The sequence below is a fragment of the Paraburkholderia unamae genome (genome assembly GCF_003096875.1).
GTDB classification, from domain to species: Bacteria; Pseudomonadota; Gammaproteobacteria; order Burkholderiales; family Burkholderiaceae; genus Paraburkholderia; species Paraburkholderia unamae.
This window is the reverse complement of the sequence record NZ_QEOB01000010.1, coordinates 153,229-171,014: the sequence shown is the minus strand read 5'-3', so window position 1 is coordinate 171,014 and position 17,786 is coordinate 153,229. Positions and strand designations below refer to the sequence as shown.

Annotated in this window: 21 protein-coding genes; 15 read left to right on the top strand and 6 right to left on the bottom strand. The window is 64.6% G+C overall.

Going from position 1 to position 17,786, the window contains the following annotated elements; genetic code table 11:
• Positions 1-79: 79 nt before the first annotated feature.
• The 5 genes from C7402_RS21680 to C7402_RS21660 all read left to right on the top strand — a co-directional run bounded on the left by C7402_RS21680 (position 80) and on the right by C7402_RS21660 (position 2,728).
• Positions 80-778, top strand: coding sequence for a pirin family protein (locus C7402_RS21680; protein ID WP_116612041.1), 699 nt, complete (start codon positions 80-82; stop codon positions 776-778).
• A 54-nt stretch (positions 779-832) separates the two neighbouring features.
• Complete coding sequence (locus C7402_RS21675; RefSeq protein WP_112171681.1) at positions 833-1,255, top strand: DoxX family protein; 423 nt, start codon at positions 833-835, stop codon at positions 1,253-1,255.
• Positions 1,256-1,361: 106 nt separating this feature from the next.
• Positions 1,362-1,727 (top strand): nuclear transport factor 2 family protein, encoded by a 366-nt coding sequence (locus C7402_RS21670; protein WP_116612040.1) that lies wholly within the window; start codon positions 1,362-1,364, stop codon positions 1,725-1,727.
• 65 nt (positions 1,728-1,792) lie between these two features.
• Positions 1,793-2,392: an NAD(P)H:quinone oxidoreductase gene (gene wrbA / locus C7402_RS21665; RefSeq protein WP_116612039.1), complete on the top strand. Its 600-nt coding sequence runs from the start codon at positions 1,793-1,795 to the stop codon at positions 2,390-2,392.
• 120 nt (positions 2,393-2,512) lie between these two features.
• Complete coding sequence (locus C7402_RS21660; protein ID WP_112171684.1) at positions 2,513-2,728, top strand: DUF3820 family protein; 216 nt, start codon at positions 2,513-2,515, stop codon at positions 2,726-2,728.
• 315 nt (positions 2,729-3,043) lie between these two features.
• Here the strand turns inward: C7402_RS21660 and C7402_RS21655 are convergent, their stop codons facing one another.
• The 6 genes from C7402_RS21655 to C7402_RS21630 are packed head-to-tail and all read right to left on the bottom strand — an operon-like array spanning position 3,044 to position 8,070.
• Entirely contained in the window at positions 3,044-3,376 is a 333-nt protein-coding gene (locus tag C7402_RS21655; RefSeq protein WP_116612038.1) for a 4Fe-4S binding protein, read from the bottom strand.
• Between the two features lie 13 nt (positions 3,377-3,389).
• On the bottom strand, positions 3,390-4,946 hold the full coding sequence (locus C7402_RS21650; protein WP_112171686.1) for an FAD-dependent oxidoreductase: 1,557 nt from the start codon (positions 4,944-4,946) through the stop codon (positions 3,390-3,392).
• Complete coding sequence (locus C7402_RS21645; protein ID WP_116612037.1) at positions 4,943-5,806, bottom strand: ABC transporter permease subunit; 864 nt, start codon at positions 5,804-5,806, stop codon at positions 4,943-4,945. The genes C7402_RS21650 and C7402_RS21645 overlap by 4 nt, the downstream gene beginning before the upstream one ends.
• On the bottom strand, positions 5,803-6,588 hold the full coding sequence (locus C7402_RS21640) for a taurine ABC transporter ATP-binding protein (protein WP_425273794.1): 786 nt from the start codon (positions 6,586-6,588) through the stop codon (positions 5,803-5,805). Before C7402_RS21640 ends, C7402_RS21645 begins: the two co-directional genes overlap by 4 nt.
• Positions 6,589-6,603: 15 nt before the next feature.
• Complete coding sequence (gene tauA / locus C7402_RS21635) at positions 6,604-7,611, bottom strand: taurine ABC transporter substrate-binding protein (protein ID WP_116612035.1); 1,008 nt, start codon at positions 7,609-7,611, stop codon at positions 6,604-6,606.
• A gap of 51 nt (positions 7,612-7,662) precedes the next feature.
• Entirely contained in the window at positions 7,663-8,070 is a 408-nt protein-coding gene (locus tag C7402_RS21630; protein ID WP_116612034.1) for a RidA family protein, read from the bottom strand.
• A gap of 120 nt (positions 8,071-8,190) precedes the next feature.
• Between C7402_RS21630 and C7402_RS21625 the strand changes: the two genes are divergently transcribed.
• The 10 genes from C7402_RS21625 (at position 8,191) to ureC (ending at position 17,772) form a co-directional block, all read left to right on the top strand.
• The gene (locus tag C7402_RS21625; protein WP_116612033.1) at positions 8,191-9,009 is read left to right on the top strand and encodes a GntR family transcriptional regulator; all 819 of its coding nucleotides are present in this window, start codon (positions 8,191-8,193) and stop codon (positions 9,007-9,009) included.
• A 433-nt stretch (positions 9,010-9,442) separates the two neighbouring features.
• Positions 9,443-9,985, top strand: coding sequence for an ANTAR domain-containing response regulator (locus tag C7402_RS21620; RefSeq protein ID WP_224043116.1), 543 nt, complete (start codon positions 9,443-9,445; stop codon positions 9,983-9,985).
• 416 nt (positions 9,986-10,401) lie between these two features.
• A complete protein-coding gene (gene urtC / locus C7402_RS21615; RefSeq protein WP_112171693.1) occupies positions 10,402-11,574 on the top strand; it encodes an urea ABC transporter permease subunit UrtC in 1,173 nt (390 codons plus the stop codon).
• Entirely contained in the window at positions 11,571-12,308 is a 738-nt protein-coding gene (urtD, locus tag C7402_RS21610; RefSeq protein WP_116612031.1) for an urea ABC transporter ATP-binding protein UrtD, read from the top strand. Before urtC ends, urtD begins: the two co-directional genes overlap by 4 nt.
• Positions 12,309-12,310: 2 nt before the next feature.
• Positions 12,311-13,000 carry an urea ABC transporter ATP-binding subunit UrtE gene (urtE, locus tag C7402_RS21605; protein WP_112171695.1) on the top strand — a complete coding sequence of 230 codons (690 nt, stop codon included), beginning with the start codon at positions 12,311-12,313 and terminating at the stop codon, positions 12,998-13,000.
• 72 nt (positions 13,001-13,072) lie between these two features.
• Positions 13,073-14,113 carry an aliphatic amidase gene (locus C7402_RS21600; RefSeq protein WP_112171696.1) on the top strand — a complete coding sequence of 347 codons (1,041 nt, stop codon included), beginning with the start codon at positions 13,073-13,075 and terminating at the stop codon, positions 14,111-14,113.
• A 6-nt stretch (positions 14,114-14,119) separates the two neighbouring features.
• Positions 14,120-14,653: an urease accessory protein UreE gene (ureE, locus tag C7402_RS21595; protein WP_116612030.1), complete on the top strand. Its 534-nt coding sequence runs from the start codon at positions 14,120-14,122 to the stop codon at positions 14,651-14,653.
• Positions 14,595-15,323, top strand: a complete 729-nt coding sequence (locus C7402_RS21590) for an urease accessory protein UreF (RefSeq protein ID WP_165841946.1) — start codon at positions 14,595-14,597, stop codon at positions 15,321-15,323. Before ureE ends, C7402_RS21590 begins: the two co-directional genes overlap by 59 nt.
• A 37-nt stretch (positions 15,324-15,360) precedes the next feature.
• Positions 15,361-16,059 carry an urease subunit beta gene (locus tag C7402_RS21585; RefSeq protein ID WP_116612028.1) on the top strand — a complete coding sequence of 233 codons (699 nt, stop codon included), beginning with the start codon at positions 15,361-15,363 and terminating at the stop codon, positions 16,057-16,059.
• 9 nt (positions 16,060-16,068) lie between these two features.
• Positions 16,069-17,772, top strand: a complete 1,704-nt coding sequence (ureC, locus tag C7402_RS21580; RefSeq protein WP_279635568.1) for an urease subunit alpha — start codon at positions 16,069-16,071, stop codon at positions 17,770-17,772.
• Positions 17,773-17,786: the final 14 nt, after the last annotated feature.

Here is a 17,786-nt window from a genome sequence, read left to right as displayed (position 1 = left end):
AGATTGGCGTCGAATCATTGCGTGTATAGCATCTCTCCATCGCAAGCCTCATACGGGGCGCAAGAACGAGGAGGTTGCCATGCTGGAACACCGGCGCTGGGCATCGCTGGACGGAGCCGACTACGGCTGGCTGCGCGCGAAATATCACTTCGCGGTCAGCGCGCAGGGCAATGACGCGCATCGCGCGCTCGGCCCGCTGATCGTCTGGAACGACGACGAAATCGCCGTCGGCCGCGGTTTTCCCATGCACGGGCATCGCGACATGGAAATCGTCACCTACGTGCGCCAGGGCGTTCTCGGTCATCGGGACACGCTCGGCTCCGAAGGCACGATCCGCGCGGGCGACGTGCAGGTCATGAGCGCGGGCACGGGCATCCGCCACGCGGAGGTCAACCAGGGCGACGAGCCGCTCAAGGTCTATCAGATCTGGCTGCGCCCGCGCGAAGCCGGGGGCAAACCGGCATGGGACACGAAGCCGTTTCCGGCGCACGACCGCTCCGGGCGCTTCGTCGTGCTCGCGAGCGGTTTTCCCGGCGACGCAGGCGCGCTGCCGATCCAGGCGGACGCACGTTTGCTCGGCGCGACGCTGGAGGCGGGCGAGCGCTTGCGCCACGCGTTGCCGATATCGCATCGCGCGTATCTCGTGGTCGCCTCGGGACGCATCGAGGTGAACGGCGAGCGCATGGACGCGCTGGACGGCGTCGCGATCTCGAACACGCACGCGCTTGAGATCAGCGCTATCGAAGATTCTGAACTGGTGATGGTGGACGCCGGTTGAGCGTTTCTCTTTTCATTTTCCACCACCGGGTTGTATTCATTTCTGGAGAATTTCATGGATCGTTACAAGTTTCTGCCCTTGCTCGGGCGTGTCCTGATCGGCGCCCCGTTCCTGATGAGCGGGCTGGGCAAACTGGCCGCGCATGCCGCGACCGTCGGGTATATCGCGTCGGCCGGGCTGCCGGTTCCGTCGCTCGCCTACGTCGTCGCGGTGCTGGTGGAGGTGGGCGGCGGCCTGCTGTTGATGTCGGGCTATCGTGCGCGCTTCGTGGCGGTGGCGCTGGCGGTGTTCTCGGTGATGACCGCGATCTCCTTTCACCACAACTTCGCCGACCAGAACCAGATGATTCACTTCCTGAAGAACGTGATGATGGCGGGCGGCCTGCTTCAGATCGCGTACTTCGGCGCGGGTGCGTTCAGTCTGGACGCGCGACGCGAACGCGCGCTCCCGCATGCGGCCGCGTTGAGCGCGGGCTGAGGCGACGCAGGCCGGGAGCGTGCCGGTTCGGCTTGCCGGAGTCGATCGATTGATCAGGATTGGGAAATAAATGTCAGGCGATAACACATCGCAAAGGGAGCCCGTCATGGACGAACGGATTCACGACCTGCTGTATCGCAATCTTCAGGAGGTTTTTGGCGAGGGCGACGCCGCGCGACGTCGCGCGGCCATCGAGGCGCTTTATACCGAAGACTGTGTGCTCCATGTGCCTCCGGGCGAATACACCGGGCACGACGCGCTCGACAAGTTTGCTGGAGCGCTTCGCGCGACGCACCCGCATTTTGCCTACACGCCGCACAGCAAGGCTCAGGCGCTCCAGAACGCAGGCCGCCTGGCATGGGGCTCGGGACCGCGCGGCGAGGCGCCCGAGTACACGGGCGTGGATATGATTATCGTTCGGGACGGAAAAATTGCGGCACTCTATGTGTTGCTGGATTCCACGCCTTCCTGACTACATTATGTTGTCCATGGCTTTTTAACGGCGGTCTCGCCGCCTGCGTGTAAAAGGAGAGGGAAATGTCGAAAGTCCTGGTGCTGTATTACTCAACGTACGGACACGTCGAAGCGCTGGCGGACGCCGTGGCCGAAGGGGCGCGATTGACCGGCGCCACGGTCGATGTGAAGCGGGTGCCGGAAACGGTGCCGGAGGAGGTGGCCAAAGGCGGCCACTTCAAGCTCGACCAGAAGGCGCCGGTTGCGAGCGTCAATGATCTCGCCGACTACGACGCGATCGTGATTGGCACACCGACCCGTTTCGGCCGTATCTCGTCGCAGATGGCGGCGTTTCTCGATCAGGCGGGCGGCCTGTGGATGCGCGGCGTGCTGAACGGCAAGGTTGGCGGCGCCTTCACCTCGACGGCCACCCAGCACGGCGGGCAGGAAATGACACTGTTCTCGGTCATCACGAACCTGCTGCACTTCGGCATGACGATCGTCGGGCTGCCGTATAGCCACCAGGGGCAGATGACGCTGGACGAGATTGTCGGCGGCGCGCCCTATGGCGCGACGACCATCGCCGGGGGGCAAGGTCAGCGGCAGCCGAGCGTCATCGAACTGGAGGGCGCACGTCATCAGGGCGAACTCATTGCGAAAACCGCCAACAAGCTGTTTGGTTGAGCTTCGATGCGCTAATCGTTGTGTTGGCGTGTGAACGGGACGCTCGCATGCTCGGCGAGCGCCGTCCCGTGCGCGGGTGCCGGGCTTTCCGGTGTGGGAAACCGTGCAACAATATGCGACATGCAACTTCCAGACCTTGAACGCCTCGTCACCCTGGCCATGCCCTTCGGCAAATACAAGGGCCGGCTCATTGCCGACCTGCCAGGGCATTACCTCAACTGGTTTGCCCGCGAAGGCTTTCCGCAGGGCGATATCGGCCGGCTGCTCGCGCTGATGCACGAGCTGGATCATAACGGGCTGAGGGAACTGCTCGAGCCGTTGCGCAAGCGCGGATAGGAGCGGGGCAGACGCACGCTTCGAGAGCAACCGTGCGTGAGTTTTGAACCGCCTTGAATTGAACGTCGCGCTCCAAGCCGTCTTTCAGACAAAGACGGTCGAGCGCCTCGGCAGCCGACGGCCCGCCCGTCAAAGCCGGGCGGAATCCGTTCGGTTTGCTAAATGATGAGCGACGACCTCACTCACTTATCGATGTCGTAATCGAAGTATTTCTTTTGCAGCGGGTCATACGTCCCATCTTTGCGGATCGCTGCGATTGCAGTGTCGATGCTCTCGGCGGCCGTGCTGGCCGCCGAGAGCACGAGCCTCAAAGCCTCAAGTCACCCCAATCTCAAACAACCGATGTGTCTCATCGCGTTCCGTACCGCCGGCGCGCGCCCGCACCCAGCCGAGCGAACGGCCGTAGCCGCCGAGCGACCCGCCTCGCACGAGTTGCGCTTCGTCCACGGCAACGTGCGCGTCCGCGAACGGGTGCACATACAGCGCGTCAGCCGGGCAATACAGCTCGCACATGAAGCAGGTCTGGCAGGCGTCGGGGCGTGCGATGACGGGAATGCCTCCCTTCACCGCATCGAAGACGTTGGTCGGGCAGACATCCACGCAGCGGTCGCAGGCGGTGCAGCGCGATTCACTAAGGAGTTCGATCAAAACAGTCGTCCGGTCAGTTGGCGGCGGATTCGGCAACGGCACGCCAGCGCACCGCAGGTTCCTGCACGCCGCCGATCAGCAGGCGGCGGGCGTCGTCGCTGCATAACGGAAAGTCCTCGCGCCGGTGCAGGCCTCGTGTCTCGCGCCGCGCCAGCGCGCTCGTGTACGACAGCTTCGCCACGTAAAGCAAGGCGCGGGCGCTGCGGCGAGCGGCAAGCGACGTGTCGACGTCGGGACGCGCAACGAGCGCATGGTCGATGGTGCGCAACGCGGCGGCAAGCCGCCGTTCGCTGCGAAACAACTGCACGGCGATCGGGCGCACCTCGCGTTCGAGCGTCTCGGCGGCGGCGTGCGGATCGCTCGTCGCGAGTTGCGCATAGTGAGCATCGAAGTCGATAGCGCGGGTTTCGCCAAGCGTCTTCGCGAAGCGGCTGGCCGCCTCGCCCGTCCAGCTTCCCGTGGCAATGGCCCACGCCCCGTTCGGCGAGCCGCCGCCCGTGCGCGCCCCGACGATCGCTTCGCGCGATGCCGCATCGCCCGCCGCATAGAGGCCGGGCACATCGGTGCGTCCATCGGTATCGACGAGACGAATGCCGCCGGTGCCGCGCACCGTGCCTTCGAGCCGCAGGCCGACAGGAAAGCGCGTGCGGAACGGGTCGATGCCCATCCGGTCGTACGGCAGGAAGGCATTGGCCTGGCCCGAGCGCAGCCAGCGTTCGATGTCGGGTGTCGCGCGGTCGAACACGGCGAACACGGGCTCGTTGACCAGCGTTCTCGCCACGGGAATAAAGGCGTCTTCCTCGTCGATATGAACCGGCCTGCCGTCGCGCGTCGAATAACTCGCCCACACGAACGGCAGCCCCTTCGTGACCGACGAGAACGCCGCCGTGAGCCCGTACTGGCTGGAGAATTCCATCCCCGAAAAGAGCGCGCCTGCTTCCGCCGCCGCAAGATGGCCGTCGCCCGTGCAGACGTTGGTGCCGAGCGCGCCGCCCAGAAACGCGCAGCCGCCGGTTGCGATCACGCAGGCGTTCGCGCTCACGTGCCAGCGCGACCCATCGCGACGCACGCCGAACGCGCCCGTCACGCGGCCTTCGCGCTCGTCGCGCACGAGCCCGAGCAGCGGCGCGTGGTCCAGAATCGTGACGCCGGCGCGTTTGATCTGCTGACGCATGAAACGCATGTAGTCGGGACCGCGCAACGTGGCGCGGTTGGGCGTGCCGTCGTCCTTGCGCGCAAAGGGATAGCCGAGGGTTTCGAGCCGCTGCAACTGGCGCGCGGAGGTTTCGAGCACGCGCGAGGTCCACGACAGTTCGCTCAGTGCGCCGCCGCTGCGATAGCGCTCCTCGAAATGGCGCGCATGGTCCTCGGGGTCCGGCACGTACCAGACGTTGTTGTTCGACGCGGCCGCGGCGCCCGACGTGCCGCAATAGCCCTTGTCCGCGAGCACGACCGTCGCGCCGCTGCGTGCCGCCGTCAACGCGGCCCACGTGCCCGCCGGACCGCCGCCCGCGATGAATACGTCGGCGCGCAAGGCGATGTCGTTCGCCGGATCGTGTGATGCGCTCATGCGTGTCCATCCCATGGCACGAGTGCCTTTTGTACGCGCCGCAGACCCCATTCGATCGAGGCCGCGATCAGCGCGATCACGATGATGCCCATGATGACCACGTCGGTCTCCAGAAATTGTCCGGCGGACTGGATCATGAAGCCGAGTCCGCGCGTGGCCGCAATGAGTTCGGCCGCGACGAGCACCGACCAGCCCACGCCCAGTCCGATGCGGATGCCCGTGAGCACGTCCGGCGCGGCGGAAGGCACCACGACGTAGCGCACGATCTGCCAGCGCGTGGCGCCCAGGGCTCTGGCGCCGCGAATGCGTCCGGGCTTCACCCGGCGCACGCCCTGTTGCGTTGCGATCGTGAGCGGCGCGAAGATCGCGAGCCAGATGAGCAGCACTTTCGACGGCTCGCCGATGCCGCACCAGATCACGATGAGCGGCAGATAAGCCAGCGGCGGAATAGGCCGGTAGAACTCGATCAGCGGATCGACGATCGCCTGCGCGACGCGGTTCATGCCCGTGAGAATGCCCACGGGGATCGCCGTGACGATCGCGAGCAACAGCGCCGCGAGCATGCGATCCAGGCTCGCGAGCGTGTGCTGGAGCAGGGTGGCGTTGCTGGAGCCGTCGGTGGCCACCGTCACGAACTTCTGCGCGACGGCCGCGGGCGACGGCAGGAACACGGGGCTCACGAGTTGCAGGCGCGCGGCGAGCGCCCATGCCGCGATCAACACGACCACGGTGGCCGCGCTGATGCGGCGCGATCCTGCGAAGGCGCCGCGCGGCGCTCGCGGCACGCGGTGCGCGCCGGTGGGCGCCGCGGCCTGCGCCAAAGCGGACGGCGCGCGCGCCGGATGATCCGCTGCATTCATATCTTTTCTCCCTCGTCGGCGAAGAACGCGGTTTCGAGTTCGTCGCGCAGGCGCCCGAACGCCGGATCGTTACGGATTGACCGCGCGCTTTCCCCCGCCGCGAAACGCTGCCCGAAATCGAGCGCGCACACCGACTCGATGCGGCCCGGACCGCCTCGCATCAGCACCAGGTCGGTCGCCATGAAAAGCGCTTCTGTGATGTCGTGCGTGATCATCAGCATGCCCTTGTCGTAACGCGTCCAAAGCTGCAACAGATACTCCTGCATGCGCTGGCGCGTGAACGCATCGAGTGCGCCGAGCGGTTCGTCGAGCAGCAGGTAGCGCGGGTCCACGGCCAGCGAGCGCGCGAGGCTCACGCGCTGGCGCATGCCGCCCGAGATCTTCCACAGCGGGTAATTCGCGTAGCTGGCGAGACCGGTCAGCGCGAGCAGCGAGTCGACCTTCTCGCGTTGCGCGTCGCGCGGCACGCCGCGAAGCTGCAAGCCGAATGCGATGTTCTGGGCGACGTTCTGCCAGGGCAGCAACGCGTCGTCCTGCGAGACGACGCCGCGATCCGCGCCCGGTCCCGTAATGGCGACGCCATCCAGCGTGACCTTGCCCGCCGTGGGCGCGATGAACCCCGCGATCACGTTGAGCAGCGTGGTCTTGCCGCATCCCGAAGGACCGAGCACGACCGTGAAACTGCCGTCGCGCAGATCGAGATCGATATTCGAGAGCACTGTGTGGTGCGCCGGGCCGGCTTCAAAGTCGACGCAAACGGATTCGACGCGGATCATCGCTATGTCTTTCGCCTGTGCTTACTGTTTGATCGCCTGCTGCACATAGGCGGCAGTGACGGTCGGACGATAGTCGGGCAGCAGCGTGTCGAGGCGCTTCTGGCTCTTGAGGAACTTCGACGTGTCCGCGAGCGCGGTTGCCGTGCCGCCGCCGAGCAGCGTGCTGCCGGGTTGCTCCGCGAGCAGCGGATACGTTGTACCGTGCAGCAGCGGCGGCACGTCGGCCGGGTCCGAGCCGCTCACGCGCGCGATCGCCGCCACTTCCGGCGAATTCGCCGTCCAGTTCGCGCCGTTCTTGCGGTAGTCCTCGTTCACCTGACCCGTCACCCTGGCGAAGCTCACCAGAAAGTCGGGATGCGCCTGGGCGAAGTCCTTGCGCGCGACCCACGCGAGGAACGTGGGCGCGCCCCACTTGCGCACCTCGGCCGAGGTGGTGAAGATCTTGCCGGTCTTCTGGATCTTGCCGAGCGCGGGCTCCCACACATACGCGCCGTCGATGTCGCCGCGCTGCCATGCGGCCGCGATCTCGGGCGGCGCGAGGTTGAGGATCGTTACGCGATCCTCAGGAATATTCCAGTGCTTCAGCGCGGCGAGCAGGCTGTAGTGGGTGGTCGAGACGAACGGCACGGCGATCTTCTTGCCGATCAGGTCCTGCGGCGTATTGATGTTGCTGCCGTTGCGCACGACGAAGGCTTCGGCGGAGCCGATTTCCGCCGCGACGAAGAACGTTTCGATCGGCAGGCCGCGCGTGACCCCGGCGGCCAGCGGACTGCTGCCCGTGAAGCCGACCTGCACGTCGCCCGAAGCCATCGCGGCGATCACGTCGGCGCCCGTGTTGAATTTGCGCCAGTTGATCTGGTAGCCGCTGTCCTTCTCGTAGCGTCCGCTGGCCTGCGCGATCTTGGATGGCTCGATGTCGGTCTGATAACCGATGGTGACCGTCTTGTCGGCCGCGTGCGCAGGCGACAAGCCAATGAGCGCCGTGGCAAACAGCGGAGCGACGAGTCGAGCGAAAAGCCGTGTATTCATTGCATGAATTCCTGATGGATAGGCAAAGGCCGTTTGAGCGCGGGGCAGCCCTCAGCGCGCGGAGTACAACACGACATCGATCTCGACACGCGCGTCGCGGCCCAGTTGTGCAACGCCGATCGTGGTGCGCGCGGGCAGCCGCGCCGCGTCGCCGAAGTGGGCGTCATAAACGCGGTTGAACCCGGTGTAGTCGCCGTTGAAATCGCGCAGGTAGATGCGCACGAAGACCGTATCGGCCAGCGTAAAACCCGCGTGCCCGACGATCTGCACGATGTTGCGAAAGCACAGTTGCGCCTGGGCCTCGATGCTTTCTGGCAAGGGCTTTTCCGGCGTGTCGGGATCGACGGGAAGCTGGCCGGTCACATAAAGCCATCCGTTGGCTTCCACCGCATGGCTATAGCGCGCGGACGGCGGCGGCGGGGCGGCGGCGGGCGACTGATGAAACACGATGGCAGACATGACTTTCCGGCTCCCCGAGCGGCTTGAATGCGGCGTTACGGTGACGTCGTTGTTATAACAACGCGACGATGAGGCGAGTATAGATTTGCCTCTTTTGGCCCCCAAGCGATCACTTCTGACATGCTTATCTGGCCATCGGGTTTGGATGTTTGGCACAATGGAACACGCATTCCTGTATTGCCCCTTTCACCTGCTTACCTATTGATGACACGAACCCGAAAATCGACCGGCCCGCTTTATGAGCACGTTAGCGAGACCTTGCATGCGCGGATTCTCGACGGCACCTATGCACCCGGCGCGCGTTTGCCAACCGAGCATGCGCTGTGCGAGGCGTATGGCGTCAGCCGCATCACGGTGCGCCAGGCGTTGGAGCGACTGCGCCAGGAAGGACTGGTCGAGAAGGTCCACGGGCAGGGCACCTTCGTGCGCAGGTCGCGCGCGGCGCAGAATATCGGTGCGCTGCAAAGCTTCTCGGAAGCCATGACGCCGCTCGGACACCGCGTGTCGAACCGGGTCGAGAGCGCGCGGTTCGTGTGCGTCAACAGCGAGTTGACGCGCCGTCTTCAATTGGGCCAGGCAACCCAGGTGGCGGAAATCCAGCGTGTACGCATGCTAGACGGGGCAGCGGTGTCGTTCGAAGTGACGTACGCCGCGCGCGAAGTGGGCGAGACGTTGATCGCCGCGGATCTCGACGCTCGCGACATCTTTCATGTGATCGAGGACAGCGGTGTGCGAATCGGTCACGCCGATCTGTCGATTCGTTCGATGCCTGCCAGCGAAGCGGTTGCAGCGGCGTTAGGCGTGGAACCCGGCAGTGCATTGCTCGGAATCGAGCGACTCGTGTACGACCGTGACGGTGCGCCGGTGCTTTTCGAGGCGCTGAGCTATCGCGGCGATGCGTTCCAGTATCAGTTGCGGATCGATCGCGCGAAGCGCTAGCCGTTGCGTGCCGCTTCGCGTTGGCATACGAACCGATCATCACATTGCTTATGCTAGATCATTAGCGTAAACAGCGGTTCGCGGGGCCTTTCGCAAGTCGTCGCCATACCCCGAATTAGTGTTGCGTCCGATTTACGTCCTGTGCATACTACGCGCTGATCGAACGGGGCGCTTCGCCCGCGCCCGAGAGGTCGATTTCACAACGATCTCGCGCAATTCCGCGGTTTTGTACTGCCATCGAATCGGAAGCGGAAAGCGTCGCGCAGCCTCGCAGCATGTTTGAAGCATGCCGCCGAGGCCACATCGAACGAACCGCGGCCGGTTGTCGGCGCTTTGCGCCACTTGCAGTTCGTCCTGAGGTGCACCGATGAAGCGCCATCCTTCGCCAAACACGTCTCAAGGTCTCCGTGATATACGCTCGCTGAAAGCGGTCGTGGTGCATCCGCTGGATCAGGACGGCGAGGAGTTGATGGCGCAGCTTCGGCGCATCGGCAGCCGCGTATGCCGCTTCTGGCCCGCGCCCGATGCGTTGCCCGAAGGCACCGACATCGTCTTCATGGCAATCCGGCCCGAAACGATTTCGAAAGCGTTGCCCTGGCTCGAAGGGCCAGCCGCGCATCCCGTGATACCCGTCGTCAGTTACGAGAACCCGATCTTCATCGAGATCGTGATCAAGCTGAATGCGTACTGTGCCGTGCCGTCGCCGGTTCGGTCGTCGGGCGTGTTGACGGCGATTGCGGTATCGCTGCATCAGCACAAGAGCCGCGTCGCGCTGGAGCGCTACGCGCAACGCGTGACCGAGAAGTTCGCGGATCAGCGCAAAATTCAGCGCGCGAAATCGATATTGATGGAAACGCGCAATCTGACCGAGCCCGAAGCGCACGATCTGTTGCGCACGCGCGCGATGGGTCAGCGGCAATCGCTCGAAGCCGTATCGGACACGATCATCAAGGCGCACGAAGCGTTGAACTTCTGATGGGAAGCGGTGGCCCGTGCTGTTCGCAAAGGATGCACCGTGCACGATAAGTGTGCTTCGTATCGCCATGATGGGGAGCGCGGGATTTGATTGACGGCGTGATTGACCACGCAAACCCATGCGGTATGGCGTTCAGCCAATTGGCACAGCTTTTGCGTCTAACCCGTTACTCATGTGAGATGTGAGGCTACGCAGCCTCGCACTTGCAGTTGCATTCCGTCGTACACGACAAAGGCGTCGTGGGCGACACAGGCCACACAAGCCCGACAGCCAGACTCGCTCTGGCTTCGGGCTTTTTTTTCGCCCGCGCTCAGGCAGGCACCCACAGACATGCGGGGCACGGGCGTCGCACGACGTTGATTCATCTGATCCGAAGGAATCGATATGGACTCTTTGCAACGAGGCATCGCGGCGACATGAAAAACCTTCCTCTTTCTTCCGCGTCCGGTGAGGCCGGCAATGCGCCGGTTCCGACCGCGCCGGGCGCCCGTATTGGCTTGCTGGTCGAGCGTCATTCGGTCTTGATTCTCGCGCTGCTGCTGCTGATCGCCGTGCCCGCCTTGACGGGCGCTTTCCGGCTCGGCCTGTTCGCGAAGTATCTGAGCTTCGCGTTCTGCGCGGTCGGTCTCGTGCTGACATGGGGCTACGGCGGTATTTTGAGCCTCGGACAAGGCATTTTCTTCGGCCTCGGCAGCTACATGATGGCGATGTACATGAAGCTGGAGGCAAGCGCGAACGACCCCGCGGCGGCCGTATTCGGCGGGGGCGCCACGGTGCCGGACTTCATGACGTGGAACAGCATCGACAAGCTGCCGTGGTGGTGGGTGCCGTTCGAACACGCCTGGTTCACGCTGCCGATGATCATCGTGTTGCCCGCCCTGGTCGCCTTCGTGCTGGGCTACGCGAACTTTCGCAAGCGCGTGGGCGGCGTGTATTTCTCGATCGTGACGCTGGCGCTCGCCTCGATCATGTCCATCGTGATCATCGGCCAGCAAGGCTATACGGGCGGCGTGAACGGCATCACCAATCTGCCGACGTTCATGGGCTACAGCGTGCAGAGCAACACGGCGACACTCGTGATGTACTACGTGACGGTTGTGCTCCTGCTGTGCGCGGTGCTGGCCGGCCGCTTCATTCTGAAAAGCCGTCTCGGCAAGGTGCTGATCGCGATTCGCGACCGCGAAGACCGCATCCGCTTCTCGGGCTACGACCCGGCGCTGTTCAAGGGCTTCATCTTCGCGGTGGCCGCCATGTATTCGGCGATCGGCGGCGCGATGTTCACGCTGCAAGTGGGTTTCGCATCGCCTTCGGTGTGCGGCATCGTGCCCTCGATCGAAATGGTGATCTATGCCGCGGTGGGCGGGCGTCTTTCGCTGGTCGGCGCGGTGTACGGCACGGTCATCATCGGCGCGGCGAAGAGCTATCTGTCCGAGAACTTCGTCGGTTTCTGGGTGTATTTCATCGGCGCGCTCTTTATCTTCGTGCCCATGCTGCTGCCCAAGGGGCTTGCCGGGGTGGTCGACTGGCTGCGCGAGCAGCGGCCCGCGCGTCGCAACGGTGCGCCCGGCGCGCAGGAGGCCACGCAATGACGTCGATGATCCTGGCCGTCGAGGGCCTCACCGTATCGTTCGACGGCTTCAAGGCCGTGGACGACCTCAACTTCTATGTCGAGGAAAACCAGTTGCACGTCGTGATCGGCCCCAACGGAGCGGGCAAGACGACGCTGCTCGACATGATTTGCGGCAAGACCAAGCCGACCTCGGGCACCATCGAATTCAAGGGCATGTACCTGGAGAAGATGCTCGAATATCAAATCACGCGGGCGGGCGTGGGACGCAAATTCCAGAATCCTATGGTGTACGAAGATCTTACGGTTTCGGAGAATCTGGAAATTTCCTATCCGCGCAAGCGCGACGTGATCGGCAGCCTGTTCTTCCACCGCAGTCAGGCGGTGATCGACGAAATCGACCGCGTCGCGCAGATGATTTTCCTGAGCGACCAGCTCGATCGCAAGGCCGCGTTGCTCTCGCACGGCCAGAAGCAATGGCTCGAAATCGGCATGCTGCTCATGCAAGACCCTGAACTGCTGTTGCTCGACGAGCCGGTGGCGGGTATGAGCGCACGCGAGCGCGAACTGACGGGCGAATTGTTGAAGACGATCGCGCAAGGGCGCTCGGTCGTCGTGATCGAGCACGACATGGAGTTCGTGAAGTCCGTTGCGCACAAGGTGACGGTGCTGCATCAGGGCAAGACGCTGGCCGAAGGAAAAATGGACGTGGTCCAGAACGACCCGCGCGTGATCGAAGTGTACCTGGGACATTGACGATGCTGAAGATCGACAACCTGAATGTCTTTTACGGCGAAAGCCATGTGCTGCACGATCTGAGCTTCGACCTGTCGCCCGGCGAAACGGTCGCGGTGATGGGCCGCAACGGCATGGGCAAGACCACGCTGCTCAAGTCGCTGATCGGCATGATCGCTACCCGCAGCGGCAAGATCGAGCTCAACGGGCGCGAACTCGCGAAGGCGAAGAGCTACGAGCGCGTGGCCGCGGGCTTCGGCTTCGTGCCGCAAGGGCGCATGATTTTTCCGTACCTGAGCGTCGAGGAAAACATTCTCTCGGGCATGGACCGGTTCAAGCGCGCGGAGATTCCCGAGTACATCTACGACGCCTTTCCCGTGCTTTACGACATGCGCGCGCGGCGCGGCGGCAACCTCTCGGGCGGGCAGCAGCAGCAACTGGCTATCGCGCGTGCGCTCGTGTCGGAGCCGAAGGTGCTGATTCTCGACGAACCGACGGAAGGCATCCAGCCGTCGATCATCAAGGACATCGCACGCGCGCTCAATCGCCTGAAGAAAGAGCGGGATTTCGCGCTGATCGTGTCCGAGCAGGTGCTCTCGTTCACGCTCGACATCGCCGACCGTTTTCTCATCATCGAAAAAGGCCGCTTCGTGCATAGCGACACGCGCGCGAACGTCGACGCGGACCGCATTACCCGTTACCTGACAATCTGAAGCCGTTTGAAGCGGTTGCAGCGCCGCCGGCGCACAGGGCAACAAGTCCTCCAGTCCATCCAGGAGTCAAGCATGCAGCATGGTGACATTTCGAGCAGTCTCGACACGGTCGGCGTTGCCGTCGTGAACTACAAGATGCCGCGTTTGCATACGCGCGCCGAAGTGCTCGCGAACGCGCGCAACATCGGCGAGATGGTCAAGGGCATGAAAACGGGCTTGCCGGGTCTCGATCTCGTCGTGTTTCCGGAGTACAGCACGCACGGCATCATGTACGACCAGCAGGAGATGTACGACACGGCCAGCGCGATCCCTGGTGAGGAAACCGAAATTTTCGCCGAGGCTTGCCGCAGCGCGAAAGTCTGGGGCGTGTTTTCGCTCACGGGCGAGCGGCACGAGGAGCATCCGCAGAAGGCGCCGTACAACACGCTGATCCTGATGAACGACAAGGGCGAGATCGTGCAGAAGTACCGCAAGATCATGCCGTGGGTACCGATCGAAGGCTGGTATCCGGGCAACTGCACGTATGTCTCGGAAGGGCCGAAGGGGTTGAAGGTGAGCCTCATCATCTGCGACGACGGCAACTACCCGGAAATCTGGCGCGATTGTGCGATGAAGGGCGCGGAGCTGATCGTGCGCTGCCAGGGCTACATGTACCCCGCGAAAGAGCAGCAGATCACCATGGCCAAGTCGATGGCGTGGGTCAACAACGTCTATGTCGCGGTCGCGAACGCCGCGGGTTTCGACGGCGTCTACTCGTATTTCGGCCACTCGGCGCTGGTCGGCTTCGACGGCCGCACGCTCGGCGAATGCGGCACCGAGGAAATGGGCATCCAGTATGCGGCGCTCTCCAAGAGCCTGATTCGCGACGCGCGCAAGAACATGCAGTCGGAAAACCATCTGTACAAGCTGCTGCATCGCGGCTACACGGGCAAGATCAACTCGCGCGAAGACGCGAACGGCGTTGCCGAATGTCCGTTCGAGTTCTACTCGAAGTGGGTCACGGACCCCGAAGGCACGCGCAAGATGGTCGAGGCGCTCACGCGAAGCACGCCCGGCACGGAGGAATGCCCGATTCCCGGCATTCCGAATCCCGCCGATCTCGCCCACCGGTGAGCGCCGATGATCACTTACACGTCGATCATCGGTAGCGCATCGGAGCCGCGCATCGCCGAGCGGCTGCATGCGCTCGAACATCGCGGCAAGGTCGACACGCTCACGCTGAGCGGCGACGACATCCGCCGCCGCCGGCTGCGCGCGAGCAGCGACGCGGGCATTGAGTGCGGGATCGCGCTGGACCGGCAGGCGCAGCTTTTCGACGGCGCCGTGCTGCACCTCGACGGCGACGCGGCACTGGTCGTGCGCACGGCGCGCACGCCATGGCTGTGCATGACGGCGCGCGATGCGGCGGCGGCGCTCGAACTCGGCTATTTCGCGGGCAACATGCATTGGGCCGTGCGCTTCGACGGCGCGGTGCTCGCCATCGCCGTCAAAGGCCGCGTCGAGGACTATCGCGCGCGGCTCGCCCCGTTGCTTGAGTCGGGCCGTATCCGCGAGGTCGAAGCGCCGGAAGCGAACCACGGACATCACGCGCCTCTTGCCCCTCACGCTCACGACCACCATCACGCACACGACCACGACCACGTTCATGGCTGACGCGATGGGATGGCTCGCCGGCCTGCAACAGGCGGACAGTTTCTTTCCGGGCGGTTCGATGGCGTTTTCCTGGGGCCTCGAAGCGCTGCAACATGCCGGCTACGTGAAGGACGCGGACTCGCTTGCCGTGTTCGTCGAGGCGCAGGCGCTGGAGCGCTGGGCGTCGCTCGATCAGGGCATCGTGTGCGCGGCGTGGCGTGCGGAATCGTTCGATGCGTGGTGCGAGGTCGACGCGACGGCGGAAGCCGTGACGCTCGCCGCGCCGATGCGCGAGGGCGCGCGGCGCCTGGGCCGCACGCTCGCCGACGTGCATGCGCGGCTCGGCTTGCCGCTCGCCGCGCAGATTCGCGCGGCGATAGGCGAAGGCCGCACGCCGGGGCATTTGCCCGCCGTGCAGGGCGCGATCTGGCGCGTGCTTGGCATCGGCGAGGATCACGCGCGCGCGATCTCGGCGCACACGGCCTGCACGGGCGCGGTGAGTTCGGCGGTGCGGCTTGGCATCGTCGGGCACCTCGACGCGCAGCGCGTGCTGAGCGGCCTGCGCCCGCAACTGGCCGCCGTGCTCGACGCCCCCGCGCCATCGCTCGACGCACTGTGGTCCAACACCTTCGCCGCCGACATTGCCACGATGCGCTGGCAACGTCACGACGCGCGGCTCTTCGCCAACTGACCCCAACGGACCCATACGGACCCATACGGATGCGCGAATGCTTCTGACACCGACCGAATACGAGCGCCTGACGCTCTACACCGCCGCTGAACTCGCGCGGCGTCACCGCAACAAGGGGCTCAAACTGAATCATCCCGAAGCCGTCGCGATCATCGCCGACGACATTCTCGAAGGCGCGCGCGAAGGTCGCAGCGTCGCGGACCTGATCGCGTGGGGCTCGACGCTGCTCACCGAGGACGACGTGCTGCCGGGCGTGGCCGAACTGCTGCCGGTGCTTCAGGTGGAAGGCTCGTTCCCCGACGGCACCAAGCTCGTGACCGTGCATCAGCCGATCCGGCCCGGCGTCGCGCCGCGTCCCGTCGACGCGGTGGTGCCCGGCGAACTGGTCGCCGCGCAAGGCGATATCGAACTGAACGCGGGCCGCGCGAAGGTCGTGCTGAGCGCGATGAACACGGGCGACCGGCCGATCCAGATCGGCAGCCATTTTCACTTCTTCGAAGTGAACCGCGCGCTGCGCTTCGATCGCGCGGCGGCGTGGGGCATGCGCCTCGACATTCCGGCCGGCACGGCCGTGCGGTTCGAGCCGGGCGACAGCAAGGAGGTGACGCTCGTGGCGATCGCGGGCACCCGCGAGATTTACGGGCTAAACGGTTTGACGGACGGCGCGCTCGACGAGCCGGGACGGCGCGAAGCCGCGCTCGCCCGCGCCGCCGCACACGGTTTTCAGGGAGCCTGAATGGTCACGATGACACGCAAGGCCTACGCCGAGATGTTCGGCCCGACCACGGGCGACGCGATCCGGCTGGGCGACACGTCGCTATTCGCGCAGATCGAGCACGACTACGCGGTGCCCGGCGAAGAATGCCTGCACGGCGGCGGCAAGACGTTGCGCGACGGCATGGGCCTGAAGGCCGGCCACGACAGCGCAGACGGCGCGCCCGACATGCTGCTGTGCAACGCCACGGTGATCGACCCCGTGCTCGGTGTCGTGAAGGGCGACATCGGCATCAAGGACGGGCGCATCGTCGCCATCGGCAAGGCGGGCAATCCGCAGGTCATGGACGGCGTGCACCCGAAGCTCGTGTGCGGCGTCTCCACCACGGTCAGGGACGCGGAAGGGCTGATCGCGACGCCGGGCGGGATCGACGTGCATGTGCATTTCGATTCGGCGCAGCTATGCGAGCACGCGCTCGCCTCGGGCCTCACGACGCTCATTGGCGGGTCGCTCGGGCCGATCACCGTCGGCATCGATTGCGGGGGCTCGTGGAACGTGGGCCGCATGATGCAGGCATCGGAACACTGGCCGCTGAACTTCGGCTTTCTCGGCCGCGGCAATTCGAGCAAGCCCGGCTCGTTGATCGACCAGTTGCGTGGCGGCTGTCTCGGCTTGAAGATCCACGAGGACTGGGGCGCGATGCCCGCTGTGATCGATACGTGCCTGAGCGTGGCCGATCAATACGACTTCCAGGTGCAACTCCATACCGACACGCTCAACGAATCGGGCTTTCTCGAAGACACCGTCGCGGCGATGAAGGACCGCACGATCCACATGTATCACACGGAAGGCGCGGGCGGCGGCCACGCACCCGACATCATCGCGGTCGCGGGGCGGCTGAACTGTCTGCCCTCGTCGACCAACCCGACCAATCCGTACACCGTGAATACGTTCGACGAGCATCTCGACATGATCATGGTGTGCCATCACCTGAATCCCGCCGTGCCCGAAGACGTCGCGTTCGCGGAGTCGCGCGTGCGTGCGCAGACCATCTCGGCGGAAGACATCCTGCACGACCTGGGCGCGATCTCGATGCTCGGCTCCGATAGCCAGGGCATGGGGCGCATCAACGAAGTGATCTGCCGAACGTGGCAGCTTGCCTCGAAGATGAAGGACCAGCGCGGACGGCTCGACACTGAACGCACGACGCTCGGCGACAACGAGCGCATCAAGCGCTACATCGCGAAGTACACGATCAACGCGGCGCGCACGTTCGGCATTGCCGACACGATCGGCTCGCTCGAAGACGGCAAGCTCGCCGATATCGTGCTGTGGCGGCCGGCGTTTTTCGGCATCAAGCCGGAAGTGGTCATCAAGGGCGGGTTTATCGCGTGGGGCGCGATGGGCGACTCCGCCGCGTCGCTGATGACCTGCGAGCCGATCGCGATGCGTCCGCAATGGGGCGCCTTCGGGCGCGCGCCTGCGGCGCTTTCGGTGAACTTCGTGAACCAGCTTGCGATAGAAGCGGACGCGGCGCGGCGGCTCGGGCTCGCGCGGCAACTGGTCGGCGCGCGCGGCACGCGCAACCTGAGCAAGCGCGACATGCTGCACAACGACGCGTGTCCGAACATCACCGTGAATCCGCAGACATTCGAAGTCTTTATCGACGGCCAGGTGCTGCGTTGCGACCCGGCGCGCGAGGTGCCGCTGTCGCGGCGCTACATGATGCGCTGATCGAGTCGCCCATC

Coding starts and splice junctions, on each gene's coding strand:
- ureE (WP_116612030.1), top strand. CDS start 14,120: ATGATCACTTACACGTCGATCATCGGTAGCGCATCGGAGCCGCGCATC.
- ureC (WP_279635568.1), top strand. CDS start 16,069: ATGACACGCAAGGCCTACGCCGAGATGTTCGGCCCGACCACGGGCGAC.
- C7402_RS21675 (WP_112171681.1), top strand. CDS start 833: ATGGATCGTTACAAGTTTCTGCCCTTGCTCGGGCGTGTCCTGATCGGC.
- C7402_RS21680 (WP_116612041.1), top strand. CDS start 80: ATGCTGGAACACCGGCGCTGGGCATCGCTGGACGGAGCCGACTACGGC.
- C7402_RS21630 (WP_116612034.1), bottom strand. CDS start 8,070: ATGTCTGCCATCGTGTTTCATCAGTCGCCCGCCGCCGCCCCGCCGCCG.
- urtC (WP_112171693.1), top strand. CDS start 10,402: ATGAAAAACCTTCCTCTTTCTTCCGCGTCCGGTGAGGCCGGCAATGCG.
- urtE (WP_112171695.1), top strand. CDS start 12,311: ATGCTGAAGATCGACAACCTGAATGTCTTTTACGGCGAAAGCCATGTG.
- C7402_RS21650 (WP_112171686.1), bottom strand. CDS start 4,946: ATGAGCGCATCACACGATCCGGCGAACGACATCGCCTTGCGCGCCGAC.
- C7402_RS21660 (WP_112171684.1), top strand. CDS start 2,513: ATGCAACTTCCAGACCTTGAACGCCTCGTCACCCTGGCCATGCCCTTC.
- C7402_RS21585 (WP_116612028.1), top strand. CDS start 15,361: ATGCTTCTGACACCGACCGAATACGAGCGCCTGACGCTCTACACCGCC.
- C7402_RS21600 (WP_112171696.1), top strand. CDS start 13,073: ATGCAGCATGGTGACATTTCGAGCAGTCTCGACACGGTCGGCGTTGCC.
- C7402_RS21670 (WP_116612040.1), top strand. CDS start 1,362: ATGGACGAACGGATTCACGACCTGCTGTATCGCAATCTTCAGGAGGTT.
- urtD (WP_116612031.1), top strand. CDS start 11,571: ATGACGTCGATGATCCTGGCCGTCGAGGGCCTCACCGTATCGTTCGAC.
- wrbA (WP_116612039.1), top strand. CDS start 1,793: ATGTCGAAAGTCCTGGTGCTGTATTACTCAACGTACGGACACGTCGAA.
- C7402_RS21645 (WP_116612037.1), bottom strand. CDS start 5,806: ATGAATGCAGCGGATCATCCGGCGCGCGCGCCGTCCGCTTTGGCGCAG.
- tauA (WP_116612035.1), bottom strand. CDS start 7,611: ATGAATACACGGCTTTTCGCTCGACTCGTCGCTCCGCTGTTTGCCACG.
- C7402_RS21625 (WP_116612033.1), top strand. CDS start 8,191: ATGCTTATCTGGCCATCGGGTTTGGATGTTTGGCACAATGGAACACGC.